The organism is uncultured Phycicoccus sp., assembly GCF_947495705.1.
GTDB lineage: Bacteria > Actinomycetota > Actinomycetes > Actinomycetales > Dermatophilaceae > Phycicoccus.
On the sequence record NZ_CANLZR010000010.1, the window covers coordinates 13,280 to 30,236 of the forward strand.

Consider the following 16,957-nt stretch of genomic DNA (forward strand, 5'->3'; position numbering starts at 1 on the left):
GTGGGTGGTCCTCCGGCAGGGGTGGTCGGTGGGGTGGCGGGTCGCGGGGGTCAGTCCGCGAGGATCCGGGAGACGTAGGTGGCGACGGCGCGGACCGCGGCCATCGTGGTCGGGTAGTCCATGCGGGTCGGGCCGACGACGCCGAGCCCGGCGACGAGCTCGGAGCCCGCGCCGTAACCGGTCGTCACCATCGACGTCGACTGCAGGCCGGCGTAGGGGTTCTCGGAGCCGATGCGGACCGCGATGTTCCCGCCCTGCTCGGCGACGGTGCCGAGCAGCTTGAGCAGGACGACGTGCTCCTCGAGCGCCTCGAGCACCGGGCCGACGGTGGCGGTGAAGTCGCCGCCGGACTTGACGAGGTTGGCCGTCCCGGCGAGCACGACCCGCTCCTCCCGCTCCTCGACGAGCGAGTCGTCGATGGCGGCGACGATGGCCCGGGCCACGTCGCGCTGACCGGGCTCGAGCCGGTCCGGCACCGCGGCGAGCGCGGCGGACGCGTCGGCGAGGGTGTGGCCGTCGGCGGCGGCGTTGAGCTCGCTGCGGAGCGTCGCCAGCGTGGCCTCGCCGTCCGGGGTGAGGAGGTCGGCGCCGACGTCGACGACGCGCTGCTCGACCCGGCCGGTGGTCGTGATGAGCACGACGAGGAGCCGCGGCCCGCCGATGGGCACGAGCTCGACGTGCCGGACCGAGGACCGGGACAGCGAGGGGTACTGGACGACGGCGACCTGACGGGTGAGCGAGGCGAGCAGGCGCACCGTGCGGTCGACGACGTCGTCGAGGTCGACGGCGTCCTGGAGGAACTGCCCGATGGCCCGCTGCTCGGCCACGCTCATCGGCTTGACCTGTGAGAGCCGGTCGACGAACACGCGGTAGCCGGCGTCGGTGGGGACCCGGCCGGCGCTGGTGTGCGGGGCGACGATGAGCCCCTCCTCCTCGAGGACCGCCATGTCGTTGCGCACGGTCGCGGCCGACACCCCGAGCTGGTGCCGGTCCAGGAGCGCCTTGGAGCCGACGGGCTCGGAGGTCTCGACGTAGTCCTGGACGATGGCCCGCAGGATCCGCAGGCGTCGGTCCTCGCTCATCCGGTCCACCTCCGGGGCTGGCTCGTCGGGCTGTCTCGGGCTGTCGTCGACGGCGGCGGGCACCGGGTTGGCACTCTCGCCGTCCGAGTGCCAATGCTACGACCTCGGCGCCGACATCGCGAAAGCCGGGACGTCGCCGCGTGCCGGTCCCCGGCTCCGGGGCCGGCGCCGACTAGCGTCGCCGCCGTGGTGGACAGGTACGGCTCCGACGTGCTCTCGGGCGACTGGAAGCGGCCCCCGCGAGGGCGGGCCGTCGACCTCCCCGCCGAGCGCGGCACCGTCGTCGAGGACGTCGAGACCGGGTGGGTCGGCGCGGTCGTGGCGGTCGAGAAGGCCGGCGGCCTCCACGTCGTCCATCTCGAGGACCGACGCGGCCGGGTCAAGGGCTTCCCGCTCGGGCCGGGGTTCCTCCTCGACGGGGCGCCGGTGACCCTCGTCGCGCCGAAGGCGGCGGACGCGGCCCGGCTGGCGGCGGCCCGCGCCACCGCGTCGCGCACGGCCAGCGGCTCGGTGGCGGTCAGCGGCGGGCGCGCCCGGGTCGCCCGCGGGTCACGGCTGTACGTCGAGGGGCGGCACGACGCCGAGCTCGTCGAGAAGGTGTGGGGCGCCGACCTGCGGGTCGAGGGCGTCGTCGTCGAGATGCTCGACGGGGTCGACGACCTCGCGGCGGTGATCCGTGACGTCGCCCCCGAGCCCGGCCGGCGGATGGGGGTGCTCGTCGACCACCTCGTGCCGGGGAGCAAGGAGACCCGGGTCGTCGAGGAGGCCCGGCGAGTGCGCCCCCACGCGGAGCACGTGCTCATCGTCGGGCACCCCTACGTCGACGTGTGGCAGTCGGTGAAGCCGCAGCGCCTCGGCATGGACGCCTGGCCCGTCATCCCCCGGGGGACGTCGTGGAAGCACGGGATCTGCGCCCACCTCGGCTGGCCGCACGAGACCCAGGCCGACCTCGCCCGGGCCTGGAAGCGGATCCTCGCCTCGGTCGGCTCGTGGACCGACCTCGAGCCCGAGCTGCTCGGCCGCGTCGAGGAGCTCATCGACTTCGTGACCGCCCCCGAGTAGGGGTCGGCCCTGACTCGACCCCGATCCGGACCCCGACGCGCTCGCGGAACCCTGGGCAGGAACCCCGCGTGGGGTGTGGAATGGAGGTAGACCCCACCAAGGAGGACACATGAGCGACACCACCCCGCGCGACGAGCGCCCGGAGGGCGACGCCGCGGACACCCCGGCCCCGCCGCCGCCGCCGGCCGCGGCCGAGCCCACCGCGCCGCAGCAGCCCCCGGCACCGAGCAGCCCTCCCCCGCCGCCCCCGCCCGGCGACGCCACCGGCTACACCTCGCCCGCGCAGCCCTACGGCGGGCCGCCCGCGCCCGGTCAGGCCTACGGCGGGTCCGTCCCCACCCCGATGTCACCTCAGGACGAGAAGACCTGGGGCATGGCGAGCCACGGCGGCGCGCTGGCCGCGACCGTCCTCAGCGGCGGCGTCCTCAGCTTCGTCGTCGCCCTGGTCATGTACCTCGTGTTCCGGGACCGCGGCCCGTTCGTGCGGGCGCACGCCGCGAACGCGCTCAACGTGCAGATCATCGTGAGCATCGTGTTCCTCGTGTCCCTGCCGCTGATGTTCGTCCTCGTCGGCTTCCTCACCTTCGCCGCGGCCTGGGTGTTCGCCGTCATCGTGCACATCGTCGGCATGCTCAAGGCGTACGGCGGCGAGTGGTGGGACCCGCCGCTGACCCCGAAGTTCGTCAGCTGACCCGCTGAGCGCGCGTGCGCCGGCTGCCGACCCTTCAGAGGCCGAGCAGCCGGCGCACGACCGTGTCGGCGAGCAGCCGGCCGCGCCGGGTCAGCACCGCCCGCCGGTCGCGCACCGCGGCCGCCCCCTCGAGCAGGCCGTCGGCGACGAGGCCCGCCACCGCCACCCGGCCGGCGGGCTCCAGGCGGTCCAGGGGCAGGCCGGCCCGCAGCCGCACCCCGAGCAGGACGTCCTCGTCGTGCCGTTGGGCCGCGGTCAGCGTCTCGCGCCCCGCGGCCGGTGACTCCCCTGCCGCGAGCCGGCTCGCATAGGCGCGCGGGTGCTTGACGTTCCACCAGCGCACGCCCCCGACGTGCCCGTGCGCCCCGGGGCCCACGCCCCACCACGCGTCGCCGCGCCAGTAGCCCTCGTTGTGGCGGCACCGCGAGGCGTCGTCCCGGGCCCAGTTGCTCACCTCGTACCAGTCGTAGCCCGCGGCGGCGAGCAGCTCGTCGGCGAGCTCGTACTTGTCGGCCTCGTCGTCGCCCTCGGGCAGCGGCAGCTCGCCGCGGCGCACCCGGGTCGCCATCTTCGTGCCTTCCTCGACGACGAGCGCGTACGCCGAGACGTGGTCCGGCTCGTGCGCGAGCGCGGACTCCAGGCTCGTCCTCCAGTCCGCCAGCGACTCCCCCGGCGCGCCGTAGATGAGGTCGAGGCTCGTCGCGAGTCCCGCGGCGCGGGCCGCCGCGACGGCCGCCCCCACCCGCTCCGGGTCGTGGGTGCGGTCGAGCGTGGCCAGGACGTGCGGCACCGCCGACTGCATCCCGATGCTCACCCGGGTGAACCCGCCGTCGGCGAGCGTCCGCAGCGACGCCGCGGTGACCGAGTCGGGGTTGGCCTCGGTCGTCACCTCGGCGCCCGGGGCGAGCCCGAACCGGTCGCGGACCCCGTCGAGGAGGCGCACGAGGTCAGCGGCCGGCAGCAGGGTCGGGGTGCCGCCCCCGACGAACACGCTGTCGACGACCGGGGCCGCAGCGCCGAGGACGCGGGCGGCGAGGTCGAGCTCGCGCAGCGCGGTGTCGGCGAAGTCGTCCGTGGACGCCCCGGGGCCCAGCTCGGGCAGCGTGTAGGTGTTGAAGTCGCAGTAGCCGCAACGCACCGCGCAGAACGGGACGTGCAGGTAGATCCCGAAGCGACCGTCGCCGAGCCGGGCGAGGGCCTCGGCGGGCAGCTCGCCGGACGCGGGCGCGGGGTCGCCGTCGGGCAGTCGGGGCACGCCCCCCATCGTCCCACCCTCCGCCCCAGCGCCCGGGCCGACCTAGGATCGGTGGGGTGAGCGACCGCTGGATCCACCTCGAGGGCCTCGTCAACATGCGCGACGTCGGCGGCCTGCCGACGCGTGACGGCGGCTCGACGGTCCCGCGCCGGCTCATCCGCTCCGACAACCTCCAGGACCTCAGCGACCGCGACGTGCTCCGCCTCGTCGAGGACCTCGGAGTCAGCGACGTCGTCGACCTGCGCACCGAGACCGAGCTGCACCTCGAGGGCCCCGGCCCTCTCCGCCGGGTCGAGACCCTGACCCACCACCACCACTCCCTCATCGCCGAGAGCCGCGCGGCGTCGGCGGAGGAGGTGGCCGCCCGGGCCCTCGCGATGCCGTGGCAGGACGGGAGCGCGCGCGACGCCCGGTTCTGGGCCGAGCACTACCTCGGCTACCTCGCGAAGCGCCCCGACTCGGTGTCCGCCGCGCTCGCGGTGGTCGCCGGTGCCACCGGCGCCGCCGTCGTGCACTGCGCCGCGGGGAAGGACCGCACCGGGACGGTGGTGGCCATGGCCCTCGACGTCGCCGGGGTCCCGCACGACGAGATCGTCGCCGACTACGTCCTCACCGGCGAGCGCATCGTCGAGATCATCGAGCGGCTCATGACGCGCGACGCGTACGGGCCCGCGCTGGCGAAGCAGTCGGTGGCCGACCAGGTGCCGCGGCCGGAGTCGGTCGCCGCGATCCTCGACGCCGTCGCCGACGGCTGGGGCGGGGCCCCGGGCTGGCTGCGCGACAACGGGTGGTCCGCCGACGACGTCGAGCGGCTGCGCGCCCGGCTCACCCGGCCCTGACGGCCGGCCGCCTCAGCGGGCGGGGCGCTCGCTGACGTAGATCGTGATGACGCCCTCGACGACGACGACGCCGTCGGTGCGCACCGCTCGGACGCGCACGGGCACGTCCCCGACCTCGGCCCAGTCGGCCGGGTCCGTCTCGGCGACGCACAGCAGGTCGGTCGTCGACTTGGCGAGGTAGGCGACCTCCATGCCCTTGGGGATCCAGCGGCGACCCGGCGGCGTCGTGGCCTCGGCGAGGAGCCCCATCGCCGCCTCGAGGCCGTTGCACACGGCGATGGCGTGGACCGTCCCGATGTGGTTCTGCACCGCCCAGCGCTTCGCGACGACGAGCTCGGCGTGATGCGGCCGGACGTCGCGCACCCGCGGCCGGACGGTGCGGAAGTAGGGCGCCTTGAGCGCGAACATCGTCGAGAACGCGAGCCTCCCCAGCGGACGGTCGGCGAGACGGCGGTACAGGGCGTAGGTGTCGGGCACGTAAGCAGGTTACCCGCGGGTAGCGAGACCGCGCCCTACGCCGGCGCCTCCTGCCGCTCGCGGCAGAGCCGCTGCACCTCCCCCACCCCGCCGCTGCCCACGAGGACGGGCTCGCCGCCGGCCCCGTCGAGCAGGCTCGCGGCGATGGCGGCGCGGTGCCCGTTGGAGCAGACGAACCACACCGGCCGGTCCGTCGGGAGCTCCGCGAGGCGGCCCGGCAGGTCGGCGATGAACAGGGTCGTGCTGCCCGACAGCGTCCCCCACTGCCACTCCAGCGGCTGCCGGACGTCGACGACGACTGCCTCCTCGTCGCCGGTCAGGGCCGCGCACAGGTCCTCGGGATCCGCCGTCCGGTACGACCCGGTCGCGCGCCCGGAGGACGCCCAGGCCTCGACCCCGCCGGCCAGGACGCCGACCGGCACCGGCCAGCCGATGCGCAGCAGCTGGGTGGCGGCACCGACGGCTGCATCCGGGTCCTCCGGCAGGACGAGCAGCACGGGGGCGCCGAACTCCAGCATCCAGCCGACGTAGCTGCCGAACCCGGAGTTGAGCTCGATGTTGAGCGACCCGGGGAGGTGGGCGGCGGCGAAGGAGTCCCGGTCCCGGGCGTCGACGACGACGACCCCGGCCTCCACCTGCTCGGCGAACGCGTCGACGTCGAGGACCGGGATCTCGGGCACCGCACCGAGCACCGGGACGCCGGCACGGTTCAGCGGCGCCATCTGCGCGTAGTACGCCGGGTGGGCCATGAGCTCGCCGGTGAGCTCGTCCTCGAACTCCTGCGGGGTCCGGGCCAGCACGAGGTCGTTGCTGCGCAGCTCGGCGCCGATGGTGCTCGTCCGCGACGTCGAGGGCATCGCCGAGACGCAGAAGCTGCCCGCGCCGTGGGTCGGCAGCAGCTGGGTCGAGGCCGGCAGGGCGCGCAGCCGCTGCACGCTCTCGTACTGGTGCCTCGTGAGGGCGGCGGTGGACTCGGCGCCGGCGAGGTCGGTGCGACCGGCGCTCCCGACGAGGAGCGAGCCCCCGCTGAACACCGCGACGGGCTCGGCGGCGTCGCCCTCGTAGACGAGCCAGGCAAGGTGCTCGAAGGTGTGGCCGGGGGTGGCCATCGCGACGACGCGCAGGTCGCCGACGCGCACCTCCTCGCCCTCCCGGGCGCCGCGGTGGTCGAACTCGTACCCCCCGTCGGCGGGCAGCACCAGCTCCGCCCCGTGGGCCGCGCGGAGCTCGTGCGCCCCCGAGACGTAGTCGTTGTGCACGTGCGTCTCCAGCACCGCCCGCACCCGCGCTCGCCGCGTGTCCGCCGCCTCGAGGAACCGCCAGGCGTCCCGTTGCGGGTCCACCACCAGGGCCTCGTCCCCGGAGGTGAGGAGGAAGCTGTTGTCCCCGAGACCGGGGGTGACGAATACCTCGATGTCCATGCCTGGGCTCCTTCGCTGGCCGCGACGTGGGGCAGGACACGCCCCGAGGAGCGTCGGCCCGCCGCCGTTGGTGGGTCGTGAGGTCGATCGAGAAATGTTCGATCAATCAATTGAATGAGTGAACCACATCACCTAGGGTCCTGCCCATGGTGAGAGTGCCAAAGGAGGCCCTCGAGGACGTCGCCCGCCGCTTCGCGCTGCTGGGCGACCCGACTCGGCTGCGCATCCTGCGCGAGCTGCACGAGGCGGGCGAGTCCACGGTCAGCGCTCTCGCCGAGGCCGCCGACGTCTCGGTCGCCAACGCCTCCCAGCACCTGGGCCGGCTCGCCCTCGGTGGGGTCGTCGGCCGTCGCCGGGACGGCCGCACCGTCGTCTACCGCATCACCGAGCCGGCGATCGACCAGCTCTGCACGATCGTCTGCGCCAGCCTCTCGATCGAGCCCGAGGCTGCCGCCGTCCCCGAGTCCGACGCCGACGTGAGCTGATGGAGGCTGCATGACGTCCGTGAACCTGCCGACCCCGATGATCCGGCCCGAGGGGGATGCTCCGCCGGTCCGGATGGTCAAGGTGATCGACCAGACGAAGTGCATCGGATGCCACGCCTGCACGACAGCCTGCAAGTCCGAGAACGACGTCCCCGTCGGGGTCACGCGGACGTACGTCAAGAGCGTCGACGTCGGCACCTACCCCCAGGCCCGCCGCGCCTTCCAGGTCACCCGCTGCAACCAGTGCGTCGACGCCCCGTGCGTGGCCGCCTGTCCCACGTCGGCGATGCACATCCGCGCCGACGGGATCGTCGACTTCGACAAGGACTCCTGCATCGGCTGCAAGGCCTGCATGGCCGCCTGCCCCTACGACGCGATCTTCATCAACCCCGACGACCACTGCGCCGAGAAGTGCAACTTCTGCGCCCACCGCCTGGACGTCGGGCTCGAGCCGGCGTGCGTCACGGTGTGCCCCACCGGCGCCATCATGGTCGGCGATGTCAACGACCCCGACAGCGCCGTCGCACAGGTCGTCGGCCGGCAGCCGGTGCAGGTGCGGCGCCCCGAGAAGGGCACCCGCCCCAAGCTGTTCTACCGCGGCGCCACCCAGGCCACGCTCGACCCGCTGGCCGCCACGGCCCCCGACGGCGACACCTACGCGTGGGCCGAGAAGCCCCGCGGGGCGCACCTCGTCGACCCGGGCAACCCCGAGGGCAGCACCTCCAGCGCCGCCGCGATCCTCAACTACGACATCGCCCACACCGCGCCCTGGGACTGGCGGGTCAGCCTCTACACGTGGACCAAGGGCATCGGCGCCGGCGCCTACCTCGTGGCCCTGCTGCTCCTCATGACGGGCCATCTCACCGGCGACGACACGCTGTGGACGTGGGTCGCGCCGCTCGTCTCGACGGTCTTCCTCGCGGTCACCGCGGCCGTCCTCGTGTGGGACCTCGAGCACCCCAAGCGGTTCATCTACATCCTCACCCGGCCGCAGTGGCGGTCCTGGCTCGTGCGCGGCGGCATCATCCTCGGCGCCTACGCCGGCGTCCTCGGGCTGCACCTCGCCGCGAGCCTGTTCGGGTGGGACGGCCTGCGGACCGTCGTCGCCTGGGCCGGGCTGCCCCTGGCCGTCGGGACGGCCGTCTACACCGCCTACCTCTTCGCCCAGGCGAAGGCCCGCGACCTGTGGCAGAGCCCGCTCCTGGCCCCGCACCTGGCCGTCCAGGCCGTGCTGGCGGGCGCGGCCGCCCTCGTCCCGTTCGCGGTGGTGATGTCGTCGGACGCGCTCGAGCCGCTGGCGTGGACGGTGGCCGGCGCGGCGGCGGTGCACCTGCTGCTCGTCGCCGGTGAGACCACCGTCGCGCACCCGACGGCGCACGCGCGGCTCGCCGCGCACACGATGACCCACGGCCGGTACGCCCGCTTCTTCTGGGCCGGCGTGGTCCTCGTGGCCGTCGGCCTGCTGGCGCCCCTCGCGGCGCCGGCGACGGCCTGGCTCGCCCTGCCCGCGCTGCTCGGGCTCCTCGCCCACGAGCACGCGTACGTCCAGTCCGGCCAGTCCGTCCCGCTCGCCTGAGGAGCCACCCCGATGACGACGACGAACGACCGCACCCCCGTCGAGGGCCTCGGCGAGCGGGTCAGTGCCGCCCGCGACGAGGTGCTCGGCCGCGGTGAGACGTTCTACCCCGGGCCGAGCCGTATCCACCTCGCGGCCTTCCCGCCGAAGGAGCGGTGGGACGACTGGGTCGAGCTGGACTCGCGGGCCTGGCCCACGCGGGTCGAGAAGCGCTCCATGCTCGTGCCGACGACGTGCTTCAACTGCGAGTCGGCGTGCGGCCTGCTCGCCTACGTCGACCGCGAGACCCTCCAGGTCCGCAAGTTCGAGGGCAACCCCGAGCACCCGGGGTCCCGCGGGCGCAACTGCGCGAAGGGGCCGGCCACCGTCAACCAGGTCACCGACCCCGACCGCATCCTGTACCCGATGCGGCGGGCCGGGGAGCGCGGCGAGGGCCGGTGGGAGCAGGTCGACTGGGACACCGCCCTCGAGGACATCGCCGGGCGCATCCGCACCGCCATCACCGAGAACCGCCCGAACGCGGTGATGTACCACGTGGGCCGGCCCGGCGAGGACGGCTTCACCGAGCGGGTCCTGGCGTCGTGGGGCGTCGACGGGCACAACTCGCACACCAACGTCTGCTCCAGCGGGGCCCGCTCGGGCTACCACTACTGGAGCGGCATCGACCGCCCGAGCCCGGACCACGCGAACGCCAAGGTCATCTTCCTCATCTCGAGCCACCTCGAGACCGGCCACTACTTCAACCCGCACGCCCAGCGGATCATGGAGGCCAAGGCCAACGGCGCGAAGATCATCGTCGTCGACACCCGGCTCTCGAACACCGCCACCCACGCCGACCACTGGGTCTCCCCGTACCCGGGGTCCGAGGCCGCGATCAACCTGGCGATCGCCCACGGCCTCATCGCCTCCAAGCGCTACGACCGTGAGTTCGTCCGGCGCTGGTGGAACTGGAAGGAGTACCTGCGCGCGGTCCACCCGCAGCGCCCGGAGACCTTCGAGGAGTTCGAGGACGTCCTCTCCACGCTCTACGCCGAGTACACCCCCGAGTACGCGGCGGCGGAGTCCGGCATCGACGCCGCGGTCATCCGTGAGATCACCGACGTCGTCGCGAGCGCCGGCACCGCCCTCTCGACCCACAACTGGCGCTCGGCGGCCGCGGGCAACCTCGGCGGCTGGCAGGTGTCGCGCACGCTCTTCCTCGTCAGCGCGCTGCTCGGTGCGGTCGCCTCCCCCGGCGGCACCCACCTCAACGCCTGGAACAAGTTCGTCCCGAAGCCGATGCACGTGCCGGGCCACCCGCACCAGTGGAACGAGCTGACCTGGCCGCTGGAGTACCCGCTCGCGATGAACGAGCTGTCCTTCCTCCTGCCGCACATGCTGCAGGAGGGGCGGGGCACCCTCGATGTGTACTTCACCCGCGTCTACAACCCGGTGTGGACCAACCCCGACGGGATGGTCTGGTCGGAGGTGCTGCGCGAGGAGTCCCTCATCGGGCTCCACGTGGCCCTGACCCCGACCTGGAACGAGACGGCCTACCTCGCCGACTACGTCCTGCCGATGGGCCTCGGCTCCGAACGGCACGACCTGCACTCCTACGAGCAGTACGACGGCCAGTGGATCGGGTTCCGGCAGCCCGTGACCCGGACGGCCCGCGAGCGCCTCGGCGAGTCGGTCACCGACACCCGCCAGAGCAACCCGGGCGAGGTGTGGGAGGAGAACGAGTTCTGGATGGAGCTCTCGTGGCGCATCGACCCCGACGGCACGCTCGGCATCCGGAAGTTCTACGAGTCCCAGACCGACCCCGGCAAGCGGCTCTCGGTCGACGAGTACTACCGCTGGATCTTCGAGAACTCCGTGCCCGGGCTCCCCGAGAAGGCGGCCGCCGAGGGCCTGGACCCGCTCGCGTTCATGCGGCGGTACGGCGCCTTCGAGGTGAGCAGCCACGTCGGCCAGGTCTTCGAGGAGCCGGTCGACGACGGCCTCCTGGCCGGTGCCGCGACCACCGACCTCGGCCGGGTCTACTCCCCCGCGCCCAAGCCCCCCGTGACGAACCTGGCCCCGATGGGCGCCCCGGTGCCGGACGCCGAGGGCCGCCACCCGGTCGGTGTCGACGTCGACGGCGAGGTCAAGCGCGGGTTCCCGACACCCAGTGGCCTGCTGGAGTTCTACTCCTCCACCCTCGCCGACTGGGGCTGGCCCGAGTACGCCGTGCCGACGTACATCAAGAGCCACATCCACCCCGAGCACCTCGCCGCCGACCAGGTGCCGCTCATCTCGACCTTCCGGCTGCCCACCCAGATCCACACCCGCAGCGCCAACGCCAAGTGGCTCAACGAGCTCGCGCAGACCAACCCGCTGTGGATCCACCCCACCCAGGCGGCTCCGCTCGGGCTCCGCTCCGGCGACCTCGTCCGGGTCTCCACCGACATCGGCCACTTCGTCGTCAAGGCCTGGGTCACCGAGGGCATCCGCCCCGGGGTCGTCGCGTGCAGCCACCACATGGGCCGGTGGGTCCCGAAGGAGCAGCCGGAACGGCACGGCGGGCAGACGGCCGCCACCGTCGACCTGTCCCGGACGGGCTCGACGTGGACCATGAAACGGCTCCGCGGCGTCGGTCCGTACGAGTCCAGCGACCCCGACACGGCCCGGATCTGGTGGAGCGACGTCGGCGTCCACCAGAACATGACCTTCGCCGTCCACCCCGACCCGATCTCGGGGATGCACTGCTGGCACCAGGCCGTGCGGGTGACCCGGGCCGAGCCCGGCGACTCCTACGGCGACATCAGCGTCGACACCGACAAGTCCCGGGCGCTGTACCGCCAGTGGCTCGAACGGACCCGTGACGCCCGCCAGGTCTCGCCGGACGGCACCCGCCGGCCGTACTGGCTCATGCGTCCGCTGAAGCCCGGGCCCGAGGTGTTCCGCATCCCGGACGAGGCCCGCGAGTGACCCTCGAGCCGCTCCGGACCCGGACCACCAGCGAGGTGTTCCGGGCGCTCGGGGTGCTCTGCGAGACGCCGCACCCGTCGCACGCCACGCTCGCGGGGGCCCTCGACCTCGGCACCCCACCGCCGGCGGCCGAGCACACCCAGGTCTTCACGCTCGGCACGGTGCCCTACGCCGCGGTCTACCTCGGCAAGGAGGGGATGCTCGGTGGGGACGCCGCCGACCGGGTCGCCGGCTTCTGGCGTGCCCTCGGGTACGTCCCGCCGGCCGAGGCCGACCATCTGGCCGCGCTGCTCGGGCTCCTCGCGACCCTCGGCGAGGCCGAGGCGGCCGAGCTCGACCCCGCCCGTGCCGCGCTGCTCGGCCGCGCCCGGGCCGTCCTGCTCTGGGAGCACCTGCTCACCTGGGTCCCGACGTTCGCGCGCGGGGTCGCCGCGTCGGGGTCGGCCTTCTACACCGACTGGGCCGCCCTGCTCGTGGAGGCGCTCGTGGCCGAGTCGGCGACGCTCGACGCCCCCGACGCCCTGCCCGTCGCCCTCACCGGCGCGCCCGGGCTCCCCGACGACGTCGACACCGTCCGCGACCTCGCCGCGGCGCTGCTCACCCCGGTCCGCAGTGGGCTCGTGCTCACCCGGGTCGAGCTCGCCCGCGCGGCTCGCGACCTGGGCCTCGGCCTGCGGATCGGCGAACGCTCCTACGTCCTCGCCTCGATGCTCGAACAGGACCCCGTCGCGACCCTCGCCTGGGTCGCCCACCGTGCCGACGCCTGGGGGGCACATCACACCCGCGACGCCGAGACGCTCGGGCCGGTGGCCCGGTTCTGGGCCGAGCGGGCGACCACCACCGCCATCACCTGCCGCGCGCGGCGGGACTCCACCGAAGAGGTGCTCTCCGATGTCCGCTGAGATCATGACCACCGACAACACCCCGCTGACCGAGGACGACGTCCGCCGCATCGTCAAGGAGGAGGTCGGCGCGGCGCTGAAGAAGGACCCCGGCATGAAGACCGGGGCGATCGTCGCGTCCAAGGGCACCCTCGACTGGGCCTACCCCCCGCTCATCCTCGCCAACGCGGCAGCGGCGGTGGGCATGGACGTCTCGGTCTTCTTCACGTTCTACGGCCTCAACGTCGTGCACAAGGACTTCGAGAAGAAGCTGAAGGTCGACCCCGTCGGCAACCCCGCGATGCCGATGCCGGTGCCGATGCCCGACCTCGTCACGGCGATGCCCGGCATGGTGACGCTCGCCTCGAAGATGATGAAGAAGCGCTTCTCGGACCACAAGGTCGCGGGCATCGGCGAGCTCATCGACAGCGCCCTGGAGATGGACGTCCGTCTCATCGCGTGCCAGATGACGGTGGACGTCTTCGGCTACGACCAGGCCGACTTCCTCGACGGCGTGGAGTTCGGCGGGGCGGCCGCCTTCATGGCCGAGGCCCGCAAGTCCAACCTCACCCTGTTCGTCTGACCGAAGGAGACCCGGAATGAGCGACATCACCGAGGACGTCCTCGTCGACGCCCGCGAGCTCATGTGCCCGATGCCCGTCATGGCCGCCACCAAGGCGGCCCGCCGGATGGACCCCGGCCAGGTCCTCAAGGTGATGGCGACCGACAAGGGGGCCCTCAGCGACATCCCGGCGTGGGCCGAGTCCAACGGCCACGAGCTGATCGAGCAGCTGACGGTGGGGTCCGACCTCGTCTTCTTCATCCGCACGGGGACGCCCGACTGACGGCGGGGCGTCACCCGGCTAGCGTGCTCGGGTGCCTACCTCGTCCCCGCTGCCGGGCCGGCCCGGCTTCGTCCGTCCCGCGCCGGAGGACCGGCCGCGGTTCACCCGGCGCGCGGTGCGGGTGCTGCTCGTCGACCTCGACGACCGGGTCCTCCTCATCGAGGACTCCGACCTCGGCCTCGACCCGGTCGTGCACTGGTGGAGCACCCCGGGCGGCGGGGTGGACCCCGGCGAGACCGACGCCCGGGCCGCCGTCCGCGAGCTGTTCGAGGAGACCGGGCTGCGGGTCACCCCGCGGCAGCTGGACGGCCCCCTCGTCACGCGCATCGTGGTCCACGGGTTCTCGGACAAGGTGGTCCGCCAGACCGAGGTGTTCTTCCGGGTGCGGGTGCCGGCCTTCGACGTCGACGTGTCGGGCCACACCGAGGAGGAGCGGCTGACGGTGGCGGACATCCGCTGGTGGGATCTGGACGCGCTGGAGGCCACCGGGGACTCCGTGTGGCCCGCCGACCTGCGGACCCTGCTGGCCCTGGCCGACGCCCCCGACCGGTGGGCGGAAGGCCCGGTGGCCGCGGCCGAGGTCGAGGAGTCGACCGTCCCGGACTGATGCCCGCGGGCCACCTCCTCACCCCGCGGTGTTATCGGGTGACCCGATAAGGCATCACTACGCCGGGGAACACTTCCCGGGTGAGGTGCGGGTTTCTCGGGTCACCCGAGAAAGGCGCGGGGAGCGGGGCGGCGTGCGGCGCCGGGTCAGCGCCCGCCACGACGCCGTCACCGGGCGGGTCCAGAACCACCAGTACGCGACGCCGAGCGCGAGCGAGCCGGCGGTGGCCGCCACCGGATGCCCCCACAGCACCTCGAGCGCCTGCCAGTGGATGACGTACACGTACAGCGACGCCGCCGCGAGCACCCGCACGACCGGCACGAGCACGGACGGCACCCGCGAGACCGGGAACCAGAGCATGAGCAGGACGACCGCGACGGTGAGCCCGTCGCGCGCCTGGTTCCACGAGAACGTGCCGATGACGCCGACGACGACGCCCGTCATGAGCACGCGCTGGAGGGTCGTGGACGTCCGGGCCAGGGCCCACCCGAGGAGGAACAGGTACAGGACGACCAGCGCCGACCCGTGCATCCGCGGGACCGGGAGGTCGACCCACGGCACCCGGAACGCGAGGAACGCCGCAGCGGTGAGCGCGACGGGCAGGCCGAGCGGGAAGCGCCGGTCCCAGCGCTCGACGACGCCGCTGCGGGTCAGCGCCGCGACGAGGAGCAGCGCGACGAGGATCGCCTCGATGAACCAGAACCGCCACGGCGGCCCGAGCTCCTCGGCCCCGAACACCCAGTTGGCGAAGACGAGGTTGCGCGGCTCGTACAGTCCCCAGACGACGTGGGCTCCGGCGATGACGACCAAGCTCGGCGCGGCGACCCGCCCGGCGGCGAGGAGGACCCGCCGGGACCGCTCCCGGCGGTCCGGACCCGACAGCTGGAACCGGGCGAGCTGGTAGCCCGCGATGACGAGGAGCGCGTTGGCGGTCCCCTGCAGCGTGAACAGGTCGGCGTGGGTGCCGACGATGAGGACGATCGCGACCGCCCGCAGCCAGATGCTCGTCTCCATCGTCTGCCACCGCCATGGCCATCGCTGCCGCCGCGGCCGGCCGCCGGTGCGGGGCTCGCCGGCGTCGGCCCCGTCGGGCGCCGGCCGGAGCCGCTCGAGGTCGGCGACCGGGGTGAGGTGCCAGTCCCCCGGCAGCCGGCCGAGGAGGGCCTCGAGGCGGATCGACACCTCGACGTAGGACAGCGAGTCGCCACCGAGACCGGTGAAGGTCGAGTCGTCGCGGACCTCGACCCCGAGGAGCTCGGCGTAGATCGCGGCGACGCCACGCTCGCCAGGGTGCGGCGCGCGCTTCCCCGGCCCGGGTGCGGCGAGGCTGAGGACCGCCGCGGTGTCCGGCTTGCCGTTCTCGAGGGCGGGGAACTCGGTGACCGGCACCACCCGCACGGCGTCGCGGGGCAGGCCGCAGCGCCGCGCGACCCCACGCCGCAGGGTCTCGAGGCGCGGGGCGCCGGTGAGCGCACGCACGGCCACCGCGACGAGCCCGTCCCGGCCCGCGCAGCGCACGTCGTACCCGTCCTCCTGGAGGCGCCGTTCGAGACCCTCGAGGTCGATGCGGTGGCCGAGGACCTTGACGAACCGGGCCGTGCGGCCGACGACGCGGAGCAGCCCCTCGGGCGTCAGCTCACCGAGGTCGCCGGTGCGGAGCTCGTGGACGGTGCGACCCAGCGCGAGGTCCGCCGGCTCGTGCGCGTAGCCGAGCATGACGTTGGGCCCGCGGAAGACGATCTCGCCGCGGTCGATCTCGATGCTGGCCCCGGGGACCGGCACGCCGACGGTGTCGGGGTGCTCGGCCGCGAGGTCGGGCGGCAGGGTCGTCATCCGGGCCGTCGCCTCGGACTGGCCGTACATGACGACGAGGTCGAAACCGCGCCGGCGCCCGAGCTCGGCGAATCGGCGCACCCGGGCGGGATCCATCCGCCCGCCGGCCTGGGTCAGGTAGCGCAGCCGCGGTAGGGCGCGGTCGGTGAACCCGCTGCGTTCCAGCAGCTCGAACGTGTGCGGGACCCCGGGGAGGGTCGTGACCCCCGCGGCCTCGGCGGCCCGCCAGAAGCCGTCGTCGACGACCGTGGTGTCGGTCAGCAGGACGGCCGCGCCCGCCGCGAGGTGCGTCGTGAGGACCGACAGCCCGTAGCAGTAGGTGAGCGGCAGGGTGAGCGCGGCGCAGTCGTCCGGGCGCACGCCGAGGGCGTCGGTGATCTGCTCGGCGTTGGCCACGAGGTTGTCCGCCGACAGCCGCACGAGCTTGGCCGCCCCGGTGGACCCGCTGGTGCTGAGCAGCAGGGCGAGGTCGGGATGCAGGACGTGGGCCGGCTCCTCGCGCAGCACCTGCACCCCGCCGTCGGCATCGATGACCACGTCGGGTGAGTACGCGCCCCGCAGGGCGCGCGCCGCCACGCCGGGAGCCCCGAGCAGCACGACGTGCCCGACGGCCTGCGCCGCGAGGAGCGCGACGACGGTCGCGTGCGATGCCCTGCCCTCGACGTGCACGAGCCGGCGCGCACCGGCCAGGCGGGCGGCCAGGGCGTCGACCCGGTCCGCGAGCTCGGCGTACGTGACGGGGCCCTGCGCGGTGTGCAACGCGACCCGGTCGCCGTGCTCGCCCAGGCCGGCGACCCAGGGCAGAGCCCGGGTCCCGGAGGCGGTGTCGGCGGTCAACGTCACGGCGGCAGTAAATAAGGTTAGGCATGCCTAATGCAAGTCCTCCCCCCGGGTTGGGTGATCACCGAGGGGGTCGGCTAGCCTTTCCGGAGTTAGGCAAGCCTTGCCTACGGA

At 73.8% G+C, this 16,957-nt stretch carries 15 protein-coding genes; 10 read left to right on the top strand and 5 right to left on the bottom strand.

Annotated elements, in window-relative coordinates:
- Positions 1 to 50: 50 nt before the first annotated feature.
- Positions 51 to 1,082, bottom strand: a complete 1,032-nt coding sequence (gene hrcA / locus Q0963_RS13485) for a heat-inducible transcriptional repressor HrcA (protein ID WP_299446814.1) — start codon at positions 1,080 to 1,082, stop codon at positions 51 to 53.
- A gap of 186 nt (positions 1,083 to 1,268) precedes the next feature.
- On the opposite strand from hrcA, the gene Q0963_RS13490 reads away from it, so the two are divergent.
- Entirely contained in the window at positions 1,269 to 2,144 is an 876-nt protein-coding gene (locus Q0963_RS13490; protein ID WP_299446817.1) for a DUF3097 domain-containing protein, read from the top strand.
- Positions 2,145 to 2,253: 109 nt separating this feature from the next.
- Positions 2,254 to 2,835 (top strand): DUF4870 domain-containing protein, encoded by a 582-nt coding sequence (locus Q0963_RS13495; protein ID WP_299446819.1) that lies wholly within the window; start codon positions 2,254 to 2,256, stop codon positions 2,833 to 2,835.
- A 34-nt stretch (positions 2,836 to 2,869) separates the two neighbouring features.
- Here Q0963_RS13495 and hemW read toward each other — a convergent pair whose 3' ends face one another.
- Positions 2,870 to 4,099, bottom strand: a complete 1,230-nt coding sequence (hemW, locus tag Q0963_RS13500) for a radical SAM family heme chaperone HemW (RefSeq protein ID WP_299446821.1) — start codon at positions 4,097 to 4,099, stop codon at positions 2,870 to 2,872.
- A gap of 47 nt (positions 4,100 to 4,146) precedes the next feature.
- On the opposite strand from hemW, the gene Q0963_RS13505 reads away from it, so the two are divergent.
- On the top strand, positions 4,147 to 4,929 hold the full coding sequence (locus Q0963_RS13505; protein WP_299446823.1) for a tyrosine-protein phosphatase: 783 nt from the start codon (positions 4,147 to 4,149) through the stop codon (positions 4,927 to 4,929).
- 12 nt (positions 4,930 to 4,941) lie between these two features.
- On the opposite strand, the gene Q0963_RS13510 is transcribed toward Q0963_RS13505, so the two are convergent.
- Both Q0963_RS13510 and Q0963_RS13515 read right to left on the bottom strand, forming a co-directional pair.
- On the bottom strand, positions 4,942 to 5,406 hold the full coding sequence (locus Q0963_RS13510) for a hotdog fold domain-containing protein (RefSeq protein ID WP_299446825.1): 465 nt from the start codon (positions 5,404 to 5,406) through the stop codon (positions 4,942 to 4,944).
- A 35-nt stretch (positions 5,407 to 5,441) separates the two neighbouring features.
- Positions 5,442 to 6,827, bottom strand: coding sequence for a rhodanese-like domain-containing protein (locus tag Q0963_RS13515; RefSeq protein WP_299446828.1), 1,386 nt, complete (start codon positions 6,825 to 6,827; stop codon positions 5,442 to 5,444).
- 146 nt (positions 6,828 to 6,973) lie between these two features.
- On the opposite strand from Q0963_RS13515, the gene Q0963_RS13520 reads away from it, so the two are divergent.
- The 7 genes from Q0963_RS13520 to Q0963_RS13550 are packed head-to-tail and all read left to right on the top strand — an operon-like array spanning position 6,974 to position 14,170.
- Positions 6,974 to 7,312 (top strand): helix-turn-helix transcriptional regulator, encoded by a 339-nt coding sequence (locus Q0963_RS13520; RefSeq protein ID WP_299446831.1) that lies wholly within the window; start codon positions 6,974 to 6,976, stop codon positions 7,310 to 7,312.
- Between the two features lie 10 nt (positions 7,313 to 7,322).
- Positions 7,323 to 8,888: a 4Fe-4S dicluster domain-containing protein gene (locus Q0963_RS13525; protein ID WP_299446834.1), complete on the top strand. Its 1,566-nt coding sequence runs from the start codon at positions 7,323 to 7,325 to the stop codon at positions 8,886 to 8,888.
- Positions 8,889 to 8,900: 12 nt separating this feature from the next.
- The gene (locus tag Q0963_RS13530) at positions 8,901 to 11,837 is read left to right on the top strand and encodes a molybdopterin-dependent oxidoreductase (RefSeq protein WP_299446837.1); all 2,937 of its coding nucleotides are present in this window, start codon (positions 8,901 to 8,903) and stop codon (positions 11,835 to 11,837) included.
- Complete coding sequence (locus tag Q0963_RS13535) at positions 11,834 to 12,739, top strand: molecular chaperone TorD family protein (RefSeq protein WP_299446840.1); 906 nt, start codon at positions 11,834 to 11,836, stop codon at positions 12,737 to 12,739. The genes Q0963_RS13530 and Q0963_RS13535 overlap by 4 nt, the downstream gene beginning before the upstream one ends.
- Positions 12,729 to 13,301, top strand: coding sequence for a DsrE/DsrF/DrsH-like family protein (locus Q0963_RS13540; RefSeq protein WP_299446843.1), 573 nt, complete (start codon positions 12,729 to 12,731; stop codon positions 13,299 to 13,301). The genes Q0963_RS13535 and Q0963_RS13540 overlap by 11 nt, the downstream gene beginning before the upstream one ends.
- Before the next feature lie 16 nt (positions 13,302 to 13,317).
- Complete coding sequence (locus Q0963_RS13545; RefSeq protein WP_299446845.1) at positions 13,318 to 13,563, top strand: sulfurtransferase TusA family protein; 246 nt, start codon at positions 13,318 to 13,320, stop codon at positions 13,561 to 13,563.
- A 31-nt stretch (positions 13,564 to 13,594) separates the two neighbouring features.
- A complete protein-coding gene (locus Q0963_RS13550; RefSeq protein ID WP_299446847.1) occupies positions 13,595 to 14,170 on the top strand; it encodes an NUDIX hydrolase in 576 nt (191 codons plus the stop codon).
- Between the two features lie 57 nt (positions 14,171 to 14,227).
- Here Q0963_RS13550 and Q0963_RS13555 read toward each other — a convergent pair whose 3' ends face one another.
- A complete protein-coding gene (locus tag Q0963_RS13555; RefSeq protein ID WP_299446849.1) occupies positions 14,228 to 16,846 on the bottom strand; it encodes a non-ribosomal peptide synthetase in 2,619 nt (872 codons plus the stop codon).
- Between the last annotated feature and the right edge of the window lie 111 nt (positions 16,847 to 16,957).